The sequence below is a fragment of the Halomonas pelophila genome (assembly GCF_040196315.1).
Classification (GTDB): domain Bacteria; phylum Pseudomonadota; class Gammaproteobacteria; order Pseudomonadales; family Halomonadaceae; genus Halomonas; species Halomonas pelophila.
Window position 1 is genome coordinate 247787 of record NZ_JBEGCI010000003.1, and the last position, 14687, is coordinate 262473.

Annotated in this window: 11 protein-coding genes; 4 read left to right on the plus strand and 7 right to left on the minus strand. The window is 65.9% G+C overall.

The genetic code is table 11. The features are described from left to right. The first annotated feature begins 219 nt into the window (after positions 1-219). The 3 genes from ABE957_RS04620 (at position 220) to ABE957_RS04630 (ending at position 5216) form a co-directional block, all read left to right on the plus strand. Positions 220-1395 (plus strand): BaiN/RdsA family NAD(P)/FAD-dependent oxidoreductase, encoded by a 1176-nt coding sequence (locus ABE957_RS04620; RefSeq protein ID WP_349757505.1) that lies wholly within the window; start codon positions 220-222, stop codon positions 1393-1395. 242 nt (positions 1396-1637) lie between these two features. Further along, positions 1638-3629, plus strand: coding sequence for a hypothetical protein (locus ABE957_RS04625; RefSeq protein WP_432765395.1), 1992 nt, complete (start codon positions 1638-1640; stop codon positions 3627-3629). 339 nt (positions 3630-3968) lie between these two features. Next, entirely contained in the window at positions 3969-5216 is a 1248-nt protein-coding gene (locus ABE957_RS04630) for an ATP-grasp domain-containing protein (protein WP_349757575.1), read from the plus strand. Positions 5217-5317: 101 nt separating this feature from the next. Here ABE957_RS04630 and ABE957_RS04635 read toward each other — a convergent pair whose 3' ends face one another. From ABE957_RS04635 to ABE957_RS04655, 5 genes are all read right to left on the minus strand, one after another. Beyond that, complete coding sequence (locus tag ABE957_RS04635) at positions 5318-5773, minus strand: CopD family protein (RefSeq protein WP_349757507.1); 456 nt, start codon at positions 5771-5773, stop codon at positions 5318-5320. A 130-nt stretch (positions 5774-5903) separates the two neighbouring features. Further along, a complete protein-coding gene (locus ABE957_RS04640; RefSeq protein WP_349757508.1) occupies positions 5904-6182 on the minus strand; it encodes a YqjK-like family protein in 279 nt (92 codons plus the stop codon). Further along, the gene (locus ABE957_RS04645; RefSeq protein ID WP_349757509.1) at positions 6169-6564 is read right to left on the minus strand and encodes a phage holin family protein; all 396 of its coding nucleotides are present in this window, start codon (positions 6562-6564) and stop codon (positions 6169-6171) included. The genes ABE957_RS04640 and ABE957_RS04645 overlap by 14 nt, the downstream gene beginning before the upstream one ends. Further along, a complete protein-coding gene (locus tag ABE957_RS04650; RefSeq protein WP_349757510.1) occupies positions 6564-6896 on the minus strand; it encodes an ElaB/YgaM/YqjD family protein in 333 nt (110 codons plus the stop codon). The genes ABE957_RS04645 and ABE957_RS04650 overlap by 1 nt, the downstream gene beginning before the upstream one ends. Before the next feature lie 128 nt (positions 6897-7024). Continuing rightward, positions 7025-8065 (minus strand): phospholipase A, encoded by a 1041-nt coding sequence (locus tag ABE957_RS04655; protein ID WP_349757511.1) that lies wholly within the window; start codon positions 8063-8065, stop codon positions 7025-7027. A gap of 147 nt (positions 8066-8212) precedes the next feature. Between ABE957_RS04655 and mscK the strand changes: the two genes are divergently transcribed. Then, a complete protein-coding gene (gene mscK / locus ABE957_RS04660) occupies positions 8213-11665 on the plus strand; it encodes a mechanosensitive channel MscK (protein WP_432765396.1) in 3453 nt (1150 codons plus the stop codon). Positions 11666-11701: 36 nt separating this feature from the next. Here the strand turns inward: mscK and ABE957_RS04665 are convergent, their stop codons facing one another. Both ABE957_RS04665 and ABE957_RS04670 read right to left on the minus strand, forming a co-directional pair. Then, positions 11702-12466 carry a TlyA family RNA methyltransferase gene (locus tag ABE957_RS04665; RefSeq protein WP_349757512.1) on the minus strand — a complete coding sequence of 255 codons (765 nt, stop codon included), beginning with the start codon at positions 12464-12466 and terminating at the stop codon, positions 11702-11704. Positions 12467-12643: 177 nt separating this feature from the next. After that, the gene (locus ABE957_RS04670) at positions 12644-14686 is read right to left on the minus strand and encodes a hypothetical protein (protein ID WP_349757513.1); all 2043 of its coding nucleotides are present in this window, start codon (positions 14684-14686) and stop codon (positions 12644-12646) included. Position 14687: the final 1 nt, after the last annotated feature.

Sequence of the window (14687 nt, forward strand, 5' to 3'; positions counted from 1 at the left end):
CGATGAGCGGGAGCCCGTTCCGTCGGGCCCGTAATAGCTTGGAGCTCGGTTGGGGCCGAGTGTGACAGCACAGTGTGAAAGAAATGCACAGCTGACTCGTCATCCTTTAAATGTACAATCCTTGTACAGAAATGACCACTCCTCAGGCGAGCTCGGCGGCGGGCCGGCGGGCTGCTAGAATGCGCGGCCTGACTCGATTCCCCGCGGGAGACCAAGGCCGTGACGTATGACGTGGTAGTGATCGGCGCCGGTGCCGCCGGATTGATGTGTGCGCTGACCGCCGGCTATGCCGGGCGGCGTGTGCTGGTGGTGGATCATGCCAACAAGGCCGGCAAGAAGATCCTGATGTCCGGCGGGGGACGCTGCAACTTCACCAACCTGGCCTCGAGTCCGGCCAACTTCTATTCGGACAACCCGGCCTTCTGCATCTCGGCCCTCAAGCGCTACCGGCCCGAGCACTTCGTCGAGCTTGTGGACCGGCACGGCGTGGAGTACGTGGAGAAGGCCCCAGGGCAGCTGTTCTGCGCCGACTCTGCGAAGGAGATCCTGCGGGTGCTGCTGACCGAGTGCGACTGGGCGGGCGTCGAGATTCGCCTCAAGACCTCGATCGAGGCCGTGGAGCGCGCCGGGGAGGGCATGCGGCTCTCGACCTCGGCGGGGCGCATCGACGCCGGTGCCGTGGTGGTGGCGAGCGGGGGGCTCTCCATCCCGACCATGGGCGCCACGGGATTCGGCTATGATCTGGCCCGGCAGTTCGGCCTCGAGGTCACCGATACCCGGGCCGCCCTGGTGCCCTTCACCCTCACGTCGCACTGGAAAGCGCGGGCCGAGGCCCTGGCCGGGGTCAGCGTCGAGGTGGTGGTGAGCTGTCGTGGGTGTCGCTACCGCGAACCGATGCTCTTCACCCATCGCGGCCTGTCGGGCCCCGCCATGCTGCAGATCTCCAGCGTCTGGCAGCCGGGCGACACCCTCTCCATCGACCTGCTGCCCGGCATCGATGCCTTCGAGGCCCTGGCCTCGGCGCGCCGCGAGACGCCCAGGCGCCGGCTCTCGACCTGGCTTGGCGAGCGGCTGCCCAAGCGGCTCGCCCAGGCGCTGATCGAGTGGCACGGCGATGACGGGGTGCTGGCCGAGTATTCCAATGATCGCCTCGCGGCCTGGGCCGAGCGTCTCGGCGACTGGCGCGTCAAGCCGGCCGGTACCGAGGGCTGGCGCACCGCCGAGGTGACGATGGGCGGGGTCGACACGCGGTCGATCTCGTCGAAGCACTTTGCGGTCATGGGGCTGCCCCAGCTGCGCTTCATCGGCGAGGTGCTGGACGTGACCGGCGAGCTCGGCGGCCACAACTTCCAGTGGGCCTGGGCGTCGGGCGTGGCCTGCGGTCTGGCGCTGTAGCGTCCTTCCCTTGAGGGGCCGCCATGCATAGGCAAGCACTTCGTGGTCAGTCGCTCGGGGCCGCCGTGTCGGGTGTTGCCGCAGGGCTCCTCGATGCGGCCCGGGCGGCGCTGCCACGGATAACGGGCCCGCGAGACCCCGAGGGATCGCGACGTCAGGGTCGCCCCTAGGCGACGGGGTTGCTGGCTCCAGGCCTGCCCCATGCGTTTGACATGTCCCGAGGTAGGATGGACAGTGGGGTGATGAGCTTGGACGCACACGACCCTCACTCCCACGGCGATGGCATGTCAGGCGCGCCGATAGTGGACCAGTTAGACGCCGCCATCGAGCGACTCGCCGCCGCCAATGCCATCGCGGGTGTCTCGCCCGTCTTCGAGGTCCTCGATCCGCTACGCGCCTTGATGCTCGACGATAATGGAATCGAGCTCATCTACGCGCGTGTACCGGCGCTCGAGGCCGCCGGGTTCTTCCGCGGCAGTGACTGGGACACTCCCCAGACGCTGGTGCCTTCCCTCTCCGTGCGTACGGTGCGACATGGCGACACGGTCGCGACCCTGGTGGAAAGCCTGAGCCAGATACGCCTCTTGGCGGTGGCCAGTGGCGACTTCAACCACCCCTCCATCTCTGCCGAGCACGCCCATCACTATCTCGCTCAGGTGATGGCGATGAACCTCGACCTCGTGGTCAGTGATCTCCAGGAGGGCGATCGCCTGCGGCCCGACGGACTGGGCTATGTCGTCCAGCATCTCTATCACTACCTGCTGCGTCATCTGGGCTACGAAAACCTGCTGGAGCATCTGGTCGCCGAGGTGTGGCGGGTGCTGGCGCAACGTCCGGTCCAGGTCGACGGGGTCAAGCACATGGTGACTCAGATCGCCGCCTGCCTGCACAAGCCCGACGCGATGATGGGAGACGTCGGGGATGACGCGCTGCGGCTGATCAATGCCGTATTCAGCCCCACCGAAGGTTGCCGCGAGGATCCCGGTTTCGACGCCTATGCCGAGCGGCTGGCGGTCATGGACGATGCGACCCTGCTGCAGGAAGCCATTGCCTTCGCCCAGGCCATGCACAGCACCGGCCTGGTCTCGCCCTACATGCCGGGTTTCATCCGTTATCTGCGCACCCGGTGGAATGCCTTGATCCCGACGGCGCTGGGCCTCAGCTACACCGGCGCAGACGCCTTTCACTGCTACCCGGCATTGATCCACACCCTGATCGACGAAGCGCTGTTTGCCGAAACCAGCCAGGCGGTCTATGGGCTGGCCATGATGCTCGAGCGGGGCATTCTGTATGCGCCACCGATGGCCCCGTCGCTGTGGCGGCAGGTGAGATTGACCCTGTGCGACGCGGCGGCAGAGAAGATTGTCAGTGTCTTCGGGAGCCGTCGCTCTCCGGAATGCTTCCTGCTGGCCGACGTCCTCAACGTACTCGGCCATCCTCTCGGCGTGGGGCAGGGCAATTATCCGACCTGCCAGTCCACGCGCGCCCTGTCCATGTGGGCCTACAGTGCGCCGGCCGATCTGCTTCGCTTCGTCGCCTGGGCGGCGCGCGATGACGAGATCGTGATGCGCTTCGAGGGTGACAACATCTCCTCGCGTGAACTCGGCACCGGCCTGGCGAGCGAGCCACCCGTCGATGTGGACGCCGTCTCACTGCTGACCGTCCCGCATCTCGACCGCATCTACTTCGAGATGGGTCGCCGCAGTGCCGGTCGTGGAGAGGATCCGCACAAGTGGGTCAATGCCGAGTTCCATGGCGAGCAGGTCGGCCATGGATTTTGTATCGCGGTCGATGTCTTTACGGGTGGCCTGAAGGATTTCGAGGGGTTTGTCCGCGACTTCTATGCGACTTATCACCCTTATTACAACGGCAATATTCCGGTCATCAATCCGCAACCTGCGGGCATCGCCGTGACTGACAGTGCCACGCGTTTTCTTGGCTGGCACGCCATCACCATTCAGCGTCTTGCCCTCGATCCAAGCGGGAATATGCGGGTGTATTTCTTCAACCCCAACAACGACAGTGGGCAAGACTGGGGGCAGGGAATCATCACTTCCACTCAGGGAAATGGCGAACTCTATGGTGAGGCATCGCTACCCGTTTCCCAGTTCGTTTCACGGCTTTACGTCTTTCACTATGACCCCCTGGAGATGGGCGACCCTGCGGCCGTCCCAGCCGATGAAGTGCATAGCGCCATGCGACTGGCGCAAGAGAGCTGGGCGTCGGGGCGTTAGTAGAACGTTGCCACCATCCGTTGTCGGGAACCCATCAATTAGGGTTTATTGACTCGATTTCCTATTCGATGGCAGAGCCGCTACACTGATTTATAAGAATCAGATTCACGTCTGGAGGTGCTTGTTTTCGAGCTTTTACGTGTTAGTTCGTATTAGGCCCTACTATACTGCCGGGTGGCCAGATCCTTGTGAAACACCGCTCCCCGGCGGTTCAGTTCACCGAGCGCGCGCTCCGATCCGAGTGCAGCTTTCCGTACAACCCAAGGAGAATGTCGAATGACGATGCCAGCAACAGAAACTGAACTGCCCCCGGAGGTTGCATCCTGGACCGATCCTTCGATGGATTCTGTTCGCGGAACGGAAACGCCCAAGGATCCGAAAAAGGGTTATATCGCCCTGCTGGGTTGGAGCGTCAATGCCATCAAGGCGGCACAGAAGTTTGACCGTCGCTACGTGGTTGTCGCGCCCGAGTGGGCTGAGGATTTCTGCACGGCCAACAAGATTCCGTTCATTGCCTGGGATTTCATCCGCTTGAATGATCGGTCAATGGAGATTGCCGAAAAACTCAAGGCGGAAGGCGTTGATGTCGCCATCCCCTTGTTCGAGGAAACTGTCGAATGGTCAGGCGCGATCAATTCCGTGCTGATGGACAGCCCTCGCATGTACGGACAGTCCATCCTGTTCCGTGACAAGGCGTTGATGAAACGCCGCGCCCAGCTGGGTGGCATTCGCGTGGGGATCTTCGAGGAGGCTCACGAGAAGGAGGACGTCGTTCGCTTCATGAAGCGCGTCAATCAGACGCTGCTCAAGCTTGACGGCGACCCCGACGACCCGATCCACGTCAAGGCCTTCGACAAGGCCGGCTGTCTGGGCCATCGCATGATCCGCACGATGGAAGAGATCGAGCATATCCCGGATGAAGAGTATCCGTTGCTGATGGAGAGTCACCTGGATGGCTGGGAATTTGCCGTCGAGGCCTGGATCCACGATGGCAAGATCCAGTTCCTCAACATCTCCGAATACGTGACACTGGGCTACTCGGTCTTCGTTCCCGCCACCCGGGAGCTCGAGAGCTGGCGCGATGCCATCACCAAGCAGATCGAGAAGCTGATCAAGACCTTCGACATTCAGTTCGGTCTGATTCACCCCGAGTACTTCGTGACCGCCGACGGCGAGATGTACTTCGGTGAAGTCGCCTATCGCCCACCCGGGTTCAAGGCCTTCGAGCTCATCGAGCGTGCCTACGGCTTCAATGCCTATCAGGCATCGATGCTCGTCTTCGATCCCAAGAGCACCAAGGAGGAGGTCGCCAACTTCTTCCCGCGCGAAGTGGTCGATGCCAAGGGCTATGCGGGCTGCTTCGGCGTGTATCCGCGTCGTCGCGTCGTCAGCAAGCTCGAGATGCCCAAGGAAACCATCGAGCATCCGTACTTCGATTTCCACGAGCTGGTTCCGCCCGCCGAGGAGACGGTGCCGGACCGCTCGGCCTTCGGCACGCACTGGGGTCTGGTGTTCTTCTATGGTGATGACCCGATCAAGATGCGGGATCTGCTCAAGGCACAGGAAGACCTGGATTTCTACGTCTAGCGTTGCGATTCAGGCCGCCATCTAGCTGGCGGTAAGTTGACGAAAGGCAGGGCTCAGGCCCTGCCTTTTGCGTTGGTATCTATCTCAGATGGGTGTCTGCATTAGAGATAGCGGCCAGCGGAGGCGATCAAGACCGTCGCCAGTCCCAGTATCAGGTTGATGCCGATCAGCCGACGGATCCGGGCCAGCTGCTGCCCGCCGGTGGGCCAGTCCTCGCCGGCCACGGCCCGCCCCAGGCGCGCAAACGGCGCGAACCAGATGTGCAGGAAGATCGCCATCATGGCGAGTCCCGTCACCAGCATCAGGTGAACATGTACGCCGGCGCCGGCCATGCCGCCGAAGATTCCGAAGAGCATCCAGAGCCCCGTCGCCAGCAGCACGATCACGCTGGCCCATACCCAGGGGAAGAAGCGCTGGAAGACGTGGTACCAGAGCGTCAGCCGCTGGGGCGGCTCGAGCAGTTCCCCGGCGACCCGGCGCAGGATCATCCAGGCGAAGAACATGCCGCCGACCCAGATCACGGCGGCGAGAAGGTGCAGGCTGATGGCGAGGGGCATGAGAGGGCTCCTTTGGGGCTCTTTCAGGGGGCTTTCTGGGCCCCTTTGGGGCCCTTTGGGGCCCTTTAGGGTAGGAGGGCGCCGGGGGAGGACACGCGTCCGGGTAACCATCAGCGGGCGACGGCGTGGCTCAGCGCAGCAGGTCGCGAGCCTTCTTGGCGAAGAGCGCGCCGGTGGTCAGCCGGCGCGCCAGGCGCGCCGCGCCTCCGGGGTGGCGCAGCCCGCGATAGGCGAGCAGGCCGCCCGCCACGAGCAGCGGGGTCTTGAAGCGGACGAAGAGCTGCCAGCCCTTATCGAGTGCCTTTTCGGCTGTGCGCCAACGATGGGAGGCCACCAGCAGGTCGATGCGCTGCTGTTCGATGGCGTGCTCGAGCTCGGCCCGCCGGGCCAGGCGTTCAGCGCGGTTCACGGCTCGCCTCCACCAGGTCGCGATCCGTGGCCAGATGGCGAAGGGTGCCGGCCAGCAGGGTGCGACGCCGGGCCAGCTGCATCACGCGCAGGGCCAGCAGCAGTCCGCTGCCCAGCAGCACCACGGCGCTAGCGCCGATGGCGGCCAGGCGGTGGGTCTCCCAGAAGGCGACGATCACCAGGGCGGTGAGGACGCCGATACCCAACAGCAGCAGGATCAGGCTGAGGCCGGCCAGCAGCAGGATGCCGAAGAGGCGCGCGCGCTCTTCTTCCAGTTCGAGCACGGCGAGGCGCAGGCGCGTCTCGCCGGTCGCGAGCAGGCTGGCGAGCAGGCGTTTGCCTGCCCTGAACAGCCGTTGAGCCGGTCCCTGGCTCGCCGCCATCAGCGCCGCCCGATCAGCATGCCGACCACCACGCCCACGGCGGCGCCGATGCCGATGCTGGTCCAGGGGTTGTCGTGGACATAGCGGTCGCAGGCGTCGGCCTGCTGGGTCACGTTATCGCGCGCCTCGCCGTAGAGGCGTTCGCCGCGTGCCTCGAGGCGCTCTCGAGTGTCCTTCATCCTCTTCTCTGCGCGCTCGCGGAGCTCCTTGATGTTGCTCCGGGAGTCATCGGCCGTGGCTTCGACCAGCTCCTCGATAGTCTGGGTGAGATGTTGCAGGTCTTCCTTGAGCTGCTGAGTGGATTCGCTGGTGCGGGAGTGTTGATTGGCCATCGGGTCTTCCTATGACGGTGAATGACAGGCTCAGCATAGCAGTCAGCCGATTGACTTCAATCACCGGGGCTCTCACCCCGGGGGTTCACTGGGCTTTCTACCCCGGCACGTTTGATTCGGGAACCGGCTCAGCGCTCGAAGCTGCCGGAGGGAAACAGCGGATTGAGGCTGAAGCCCAGACTCAGGCGATTGGTGCGCTCGTCGTAGTCGATCAGGCTCTCGCCATAGCCATAGTAGTACTGCAGGTGGCCGCGAATGCTGCCGAACATCGGCCAGGAGTAGTCCAGCTGGGTGCCCAGGTTGCCGTCGCTGGGATTGCCGCGCAGCATCAGGCTCAGCTCGTTGTCATCGTTGACGCGCTTGGCCACGGTGATGTCGCCATAGCCGAGATACTTGTGGATGTCGGGGTTGTCGTCCTCGCCCTCGGATTCCGGAATGCGCCAGTGGGGCGCCAGCACCACGGTCCAGTCGTCGTTGGTGAAGGAGGACTGGAGGATCAGCCGGTTCCAGCTGCGCGACAGTTCCCCGGAGCGGCCGTTGGACTGGTGGTTGAACGACAGGCGATTGTGGATGTTGGTCCAGCCCAGCAGCGAGGTGCTGTTGTCGAAGTCGATGAACACCTCGGGCTCGTAGTTGGTCTCGCGAAACGGCGAGGAGGCATCCGCATTGTAGGCCTGCCACCAGCTGCGCTGGGTATAGCCGAAGTGCAGGTCGCCGCCGACATCGCCGAAGAGATCCTCGACCAGGTTGAACTTGACGCTGAACTGGAACTTCATTTCCGCCCGGTCGGCTTCGCTGTCATTGTTGACGTCGCGAAAGACGCCTTCGTTCGGCGTGACGTTGTAGCTCAGCGGGAACCAGTAGTTGCGCTTGTGGGTGGTGATGGCGTAGGGGTTCTTGGCCGAGGCGCGCTCGAGCTGGCGGCGTTCGTCAACGGCCTCCTCGAGCTCCTGGCCGGCGGCGTCGTCGGTGAGGACGGCGGTGGCGGATGGCGTGCTCTCGGCCGTCTGTAGCTGTTGGCGCAGCGCGCCCATCTCCGCCTCGAGCTCGGCGATGCGGGCTTCGATGGCCTGCCGCTCGACCTCGCTCAACGGTTCGGCGGCCAGGGTCGTGCCGCTCAGGCTCGCCATCAGCAGCGCAGCGCACAGGGGAAATCGGGCAGGCATCATGGTCAGGCACCTTGTGGAAGATCACGAGCGTTTCTATCACGCCAGCCCGGCAAGTCAACTGTGACCCCGGGGCGACAGGCGGTCATTGCCTTGCTGCTTCGGGGGGCCGAGAATTACGCGATGTTCCATCATAACCGAGGCTGCCCCTTGAACGCCTATTATAGTCTCGGCCGTCGGCGCGCTGCCGTGTGCGGCGGCCTGCTGCTCTTGCTGTGCCTGATGGTGGGGCTTTGGGTGGCAACGCCCGCGCTGGCCCAGGAGGTCGTCCCGCCGTCCGGTGCCAACCAGCCGCTTCCCTCCCGCGAGGAGGTCGAGGCACGCCTCGAGGAGCGCCAGTCGACCGAGGGCGAGACTCCCGCCGAGGGCGCCCAGCGTGAGATCGAGGCGCTGCGCTTGGCCCTCGATGGGCTGGAGCGACTGGCCGCGGTGAAAGAGCAGCTGGCCGAGCTCGAGGCGCGGGTCGAGCGGGCGCCGAAGGCGCTTCAGCGCATCCAGCAGGCGCTTGGCAAGATGGAGAGGGTCGATCGGCAGACCACCTTCGAGGAGCTTGAGGAGCTCTCCCTCGAAGCGCTGGAGACGCGCCGCAAGAACGCCCAGGAAGCCCTGTCGTCGTCTCAGGACACCCTCGCCGAGGTCTCCTCTAGGCTGCTCAATGCCCAGACCCTGCCAGAGCGCGCCCAGCAGGCCATCGGCGAGGCCATGCAGCGGATCGACGAGCGGCGTCGCCAACTGGAGGAGCTGGCCGGCGCCGAGGTGGCGGCGGATGCCCCCAGACGCTGGCAGCTGCGCATCGAACGAGCGCTGGCCGAGCAGACCCTGGCGCTGCATCAGCGACAGCTGGAGACCAACAGTCGCCTGCGCGAGCTGGATCAGGAGCACCTCGACCTGCTCGAGCGCCAGGTGGCCAGCCAGGAGGCCCGGCTGACCATGCTCCAGGCGGCACTCGATCGTCGCCGTCGCGAGCAGTCCGAGCAGGTCATCGCCGAGGCGGTCAGCGAGGAGGGGCAGGGCTTCATCGGTCATCCTCTGGTGCGCCAGGCGCGGGAGATCAACCGCACCATGAGCCTCGAGCTGCTGCGCGCCACCGATCGAGCCAATCGCCTGGTGCGCGAAAGTCTCGAGGTGCGGCGTCAGTTCGACCGGGTCCGCCAGCTTCAGCGCAACCTCAACGAGCAGATCGACGCCGTCCGCGGCAGCATGCTGCTGTCGCGTATCCTCCGCGAGCAGCGCCTGACGCTGCCGCGGGTGGAGGAGCGGCCCGGCCTTCAGGAGGAGATCGCCGACCTGCACCTCAAGCAGTTCGAGCTCGGCCGCCAGCGTGACCAGCTGCGCGAGGGCGAAAAGCTCGCGCGCCAGCGTATCGATGAAGCCGATGTCGAGGCCTCGCCGGTGCTGGTCGAGTCGCTGCTCGATCTCTACGGCGCGCGTCGCGAGCTCGTCGATCAGCTGGAAAAGGCCTACGGCGAGATGCTCAGCGCGGCCATCGACCTGCAGCTTACTCAGCAGCAGCTGCTGGATACCAGCCATGAGTTGCGCGCTACCATCGATGAGCAGCTGTTCTGGATCGCCAACACGCGCCCCTTGAGCCTGGCTTGGCTTGGCAACCTGCCGGAGAACCTGGCCATGGAGTGGCGCGAAGGGGAGTGGCGCGCCTTGCTGCCGGCAAACTGGCGGCTCCCGAGCGCCCGGGCGCTGCTCGGCGTGCCGATCCTGCTGGCGGCGCTAGGGCTGATCGCCTGTCGCCATCGTTTCCGGGCGCGACTGTCACGGCTGCATCAGGAGGTCGGTCGTCTCAAGCGTGACTCCCAGGGGCATACGCCCCAGGCGGTGGCGCTCAACGCCCTGCTGGCCCTGCCCGGCCCGCTCTGTCTGCTGGCGGCCGGCGTCGCACTCATGGCGAGCTCCGAGGGCATCGGGCAGGGGATCGGCGAGGCACTGCTGCATCTGGCGCTGGCCTGGGCCGTGCTCACCTGGGCCCGCAACCTGCTGACATCGCATGGGGTGGCCATCCGGCACTTCTACTGGTCTGCCGGCTATGCCGCCTCGCTGCGCAAATGGCTGCTGTGGCTGGGTGTGGCGTTGGTCCCGGTCCTGCTGATCGCCCCGCTGGCCCGGGACGCGGCCGTCGCGCTGAATCAGCGTCCGGTCGGCCTGCTGCTGATGTTGAGCGGCCTGCTGGCCATGAGCCTGGTGCTGACCAAGCTGATCCTGGCCCATGTGCCCTTCTTCGGGGTCAAGCTGTTCCGCCTGCTGCTGGGACTTGTCATCGCGCTGGTGCCGCTGGCGATGGCGGGCCTGATCGTCTATGGCTACGAATACACCGCCCTGAGCCTGGTGGGGCGCTTCGTCATCTCGCTCTATCTGCTGGGCCTCTGGATCCTGGTGGAGGCCACGGTGATCCGCGGCCTGGCCGTGGCCGCGCGGCGACTGGCCTACCGCCGTGCCCTGGCGCGGCGACACGCCCAGGCCCATGAGAGCGTCGAGGGCCTGGAGGTGGTCGAGGAGCCGCCGCTGGACATGGAACAGGTCAACCAGCAGTCGCTCCGCCTCTCCAAGCTGATCCTGATGATCGGCTTCCTCCTGGTGCTCTATCTGGTGTGGTCGGATCTGCTCTCGGTGTTTGGCTACCTCGAGCAGGTCACCCTGGTGTCGCCCGGGGAGGGTGTGTCCGCTGAGGCGGTCGGCGACATGGTCACGGTGGCCGGCATCATCACCGCCCTGCTGGTGGTGGTGCTGACCATGACGATGGCGCGCAACCTGCCGGGCCTGCTTGAGGTGATGGTGCTCTCGCGGCTCTCGCTCCAGCAGGGCAGCGCCTACGCCATCAGCTCGCTTCTCGCCTATGCCATCGTCGGCGGCGGTGTGGTCACGGCGCTGGGTACGCTGGGCGTCTCCTGGGACAAGTTGCAGTGGCTGGTGGCGGCGCTGAGCGTGGGGCTCGGGTTTGGCCTGCAGGAGATCTTCGCCAACTTCGTCTCGGGGCTGATCATCCTGTTCGAGCGGCCGGTGCGCATCGGCGACACCATCACCCTTGGCAACCTCACCGGCACGGTGAACAAGATCCGCATCCGCGCCACCACGGTGACCGACTTCGATCGCAAGGAGATCATCATTCCCAACAAGACCTTTATCACCGATCAGCTGATCAACTGGTCGCTCTCCGACACCATCACCCGGGTGGTGCTCACCTACGGGGTCGCCTACGGCTCGGATCACCGCCTGGTGCACCGCCTGCTGGGCGAGGCGGCCGATGAGAACGCGCGGGTCCTGACCGACCCCGAGCCCCAGGTGTTCTTCATGAACTACGCCGAGAGTACCCTGGACTTCGAGCTGCGCATCTTCGTCAACAGCCTCGGCGACCGGCTGTTCGCCACCGACGAGATCAACTGCCGGGTGGGCGAGCTGTTCGCCGAGCATGGCATCGACATCGCCTTCAACCAGCTAGACGTCTGGCTCCACCGGGCCGGCGGTCAGGCCAGCAGGGTCCAGAGCGTCTCGCCGCGGCGGCCGGCCGAGCCCGACCGCCCGCCACCGGGGGCGAAAGGCGACCCGGGCGAGCTCGATGCCGGCGGTGATGGCGGCGGCGACGCCGGGCGATGAGGCCGAGCAAGGGGGAGAGCGGGAAGCGCCGGGACGTCAGCGCCGCACGGCGTGGAGCAGGAACTCCCGGTTGCCGTCGCCGCCGAGCAGCGGGCTCGGCTGCCAGTGCAGGATCTCGAAGCCGAGCTCGGCGCAGACGTGGCGGATGCGCGCCTCGACCTCGGCGAAGCGGCCTTGATCCACCACCAGGCCCCGCGCGTTGACGCCCCCCGGGCCCACCTCGAACTGTGGCTTGACCAGGCTCAAAAGCTCGCTCCCCGGCGGCAGCAGGATGGCAAGCTCGGGCAGGATCAACGTCTGCGAAATGAAGGAGACGTCCATCACCGCAAGCTCCGGGCCGTTGCCCCCGAGTGCCGTGAAGGCCGCCTTGAGGCGAGGATCGCTGGCCATGGCGCGCGCATTGAGTCCCTCCAGGCAGGTCACCCTGGGGTCGTGGCGCAAGCGGGGATCGAGCTGGTCGTGCCCCACCTCCACGCCGATCACGTGGCGGGCTCCGAAGGTCAGGGCGCAGTCGGTGAACCCCCCGGTGGACTGGCCGACGTCGAGAACCGAGCGCCCCGCGAGCGACAGCCCGAGCGCCTCGATCAGTGCCTCGAGCTTGAGCCCGGCCCGGGAGGCATAGCGCTCCTCTGGATCGTCTTCCACCGTCAGGCCGGTCGTCTCCGGGAGCTTTTCGCCGGGCTTGGTCAGCGCTGCGCCGCCTGACGCCAGGCGCACGCGGCCATGGCGGATCAGCCGCTGGGCGCGGGTGCGGGAACGGGCCAGGCCCTGGGTGACGAGCAACTGATCGAGACGTGGCATGGCGGCTCCGGCGGGGCGTGAACGGAGGCGCCATTATGGCATATCGCGTCACTCGCTCGCGGCGCGAGATGCCGGCAGGGGGAGTTTCACCGCACGATGCCCCGCCCCAGGGGGCACGGGAGCATCGAGTCGGGCGGCTGTCGCGGCGAGCCTGGTCGTCGACCGGGCCGTTCTGGCCTAGGGACCCTCGTCGGCCTGCAGGCCGACTGGAGGGGTCCGGTCGCGGCCCCAGCTGCGTTGGATATAGCCCGTCACCCGGTCCAGCTCCTCCTGGGTGATCTTGGCCAGCTCGCCCCGCTCCAGGGGGTCGTAGTGGTAGATGTAGAGGCGCGAGGCGAACTGCTCGAAGGGCAGCGAGGACTCGCCGAAGCGCTCGCCCTGGTCTGCCGTGCTCACCTTGATGCCGTCGCCCCAGTCCTGGCCGCTATCGTTGTTGGGGTTGAAGAAGTACACCCGCATGACGTCGCTGGGGTCGAGGTTGACCCGCAGGATGGTGATGGCGTGCCAGCCGATGAAGCGGGCGGCGCTGTCGGTCACGGCGATGCCCGCCGGCTGGGGGTGGATCAGCGGCTGATTGCCGTTGTAGTAGGGGTGATAGCTCGCGTAGAAGTGGCGCAGGAAGTCGTCCAGCTCATGGAGCTTGCCGGTCGCCACGTCGACATTGATGCGAAAACCCCGGCCTGACCACCAGCCGTGGAACTCCGGGTTCACCCAGCGGTGCGGGTCGCCTTCGCGGCCGATGCAGCGCCGGATCATTTCCGCATAGATGCGATCCAGGTGCGGCACCACGATCAGCGACACCGGGTCGAGGTCCATGGGCAGCGACTGGGCCACCCCGGAGAGGCTGGCCATGGAGGAGAGCGGCATGCCCTCGAAATGGATGATGATGTCGTCGTCGCGGGCCGCCCAGGTCACCATCTGCAGCAGGTAGTCCGGGTCGTTGTAGGCCCACATGGAGAGGGCGCGAGCCGATTGGCAGGTGGGGTTGTTGCCCTGGCCCACGCCCAGCGGCAGGCCCAGCATGCACAGCACGCCTTCCAGCAGCCGGGCGCGAGGCGAGACGGTCTCGCCGAAGGCCAGGTTGAGGCGGGCCTGGGACCACTCCGACAGGGAGAGCCCCAGCTGTCGCCACATGGCCGGGGCCACCGGCGGCTGGTAGAGGATGCCGCGCTCCAGCATCAGCGCCAGGCCATAGGCGGCCTGCGGGGTGGTCGGATAGATGCCCCCGCGGATCAGCGCATGGACCAGCTCGCGATAGCAGAGCAGGCAGTCGCGGCCAGTGGACGAGAGCCCCAGCGCTTCCGCCAGCAGGTGGTCGTTGTAGTCCAGCAGGTGGCGCAGCAGCACCGGATGGTAGGCGGAGACCAGGCCGGTGTCGTGCATGGCGCGGGCGAAACCGGTGGCCTCGCCCTGAAGCGCGGGGGTGTCCATGCTCGACAGCCGCTCGCGGTAGATCTCCAGGCCCGGGTCTTCGCGGCTGGCCCGGGTCGGGCCGAACAGCGAGCTGACAAGGCGGTCGGCGCCCTGACCGCTGATCCCCAGGTCGATGTCGGGATTGGCCTGGCAGATGGCGATCTGGGTGATCATCTGCTTGACCGGCTCGACCTGGATGGGCCGCTGTTCGATGATCCGCCAGATCTCCACGATCAGGCGGTCGATGATGTGTTCGTAGCCGATGCGATCGGCCAGATGGCCGAACAGCTGTCGCGGCACCAGCGCCAGCTGTCCTTGGGTCTCGCGTTCCGCCTCGCTGGGAGTGCCGAACAGCAGCCAGAGGTTGATGGCCATCACCTGGGTCAGGTAGTGATGCGCCTGCTCCATCGAGATATGCGGGTGCAGGTAGTCACCCTTGGCCACGGCCAGCAGCCGCAGCTCGCTGAGCGCCTCGATCGCGACGGTATTGGGGTCGGCGCTCTTCAGCGCATGAGGGGTCAGCGAGGGCACGAGGTACTGGGGCGTCTCCCAGTCGGACCCGCGGAAGACGCCGGCCTCCTCGAAGGCGCGGGCGCGCTGCTCGAGGGCGTCGCAACCGCCGTCCTGCAGCATCACTTGCCGGGCGATATCGAGAAGGTCGGGCAGCATGCCCGTTTTGGCGTTGTCGCTTGCGTCGTTGAACAGGCTGACGGTGTCATCGAACGTCTTGAGCGGGCCGGCGAGCTCGTCGCTGGCTCTCGGTACACCGCTGCGGGTGCTGTCGGTCGTGTCACGTGGGGTCGTCACA

What these genes read in the sequence shown, in the direction of transcription:
- ABE957_RS04650 (WP_349757510.1), bottom strand. Translation starts at nt 6,896, where the DNA reads ATGGCCAATCAACACTCCCGCACCAGCGAATCCACTCAGCAGCTCAAG.
- ABE957_RS04665 (WP_349757512.1), bottom strand. Translation starts at nt 12,466, where the DNA reads ATGCCACGTCTCGATCAGTTGCTCGTCACCCAGGGCCTGGCCCGTTCC.
- ABE957_RS04635 (WP_349757507.1), bottom strand. Translation starts at nt 5,773, where the DNA reads ATGCCCCTCGCCATCAGCCTGCACCTTCTCGCCGCCGTGATCTGGGTC.
- ABE957_RS04655 (WP_349757511.1), bottom strand. Translation starts at nt 8,065, where the DNA reads ATGATGCCTGCCCGATTTCCCCTGTGCGCTGCGCTGCTGATGGCGAGC.
- ABE957_RS04625 (WP_432765395.1), top strand. Translation starts at nt 1,638, where the DNA reads ATGAGCTTGGACGCACACGACCCTCACTCCCACGGCGATGGCATGTCA.
- ABE957_RS04630 (WP_349757575.1), top strand. Translation starts at nt 3,969, where the DNA reads ATGGATTCTGTTCGCGGAACGGAAACGCCCAAGGATCCGAAAAAGGGT.
- ABE957_RS04645 (WP_349757509.1), bottom strand. Translation starts at nt 6,564, where the DNA reads ATGGCGGCGAGCCAGGGACCGGCTCAACGGCTGTTCAGGGCAGGCAAA.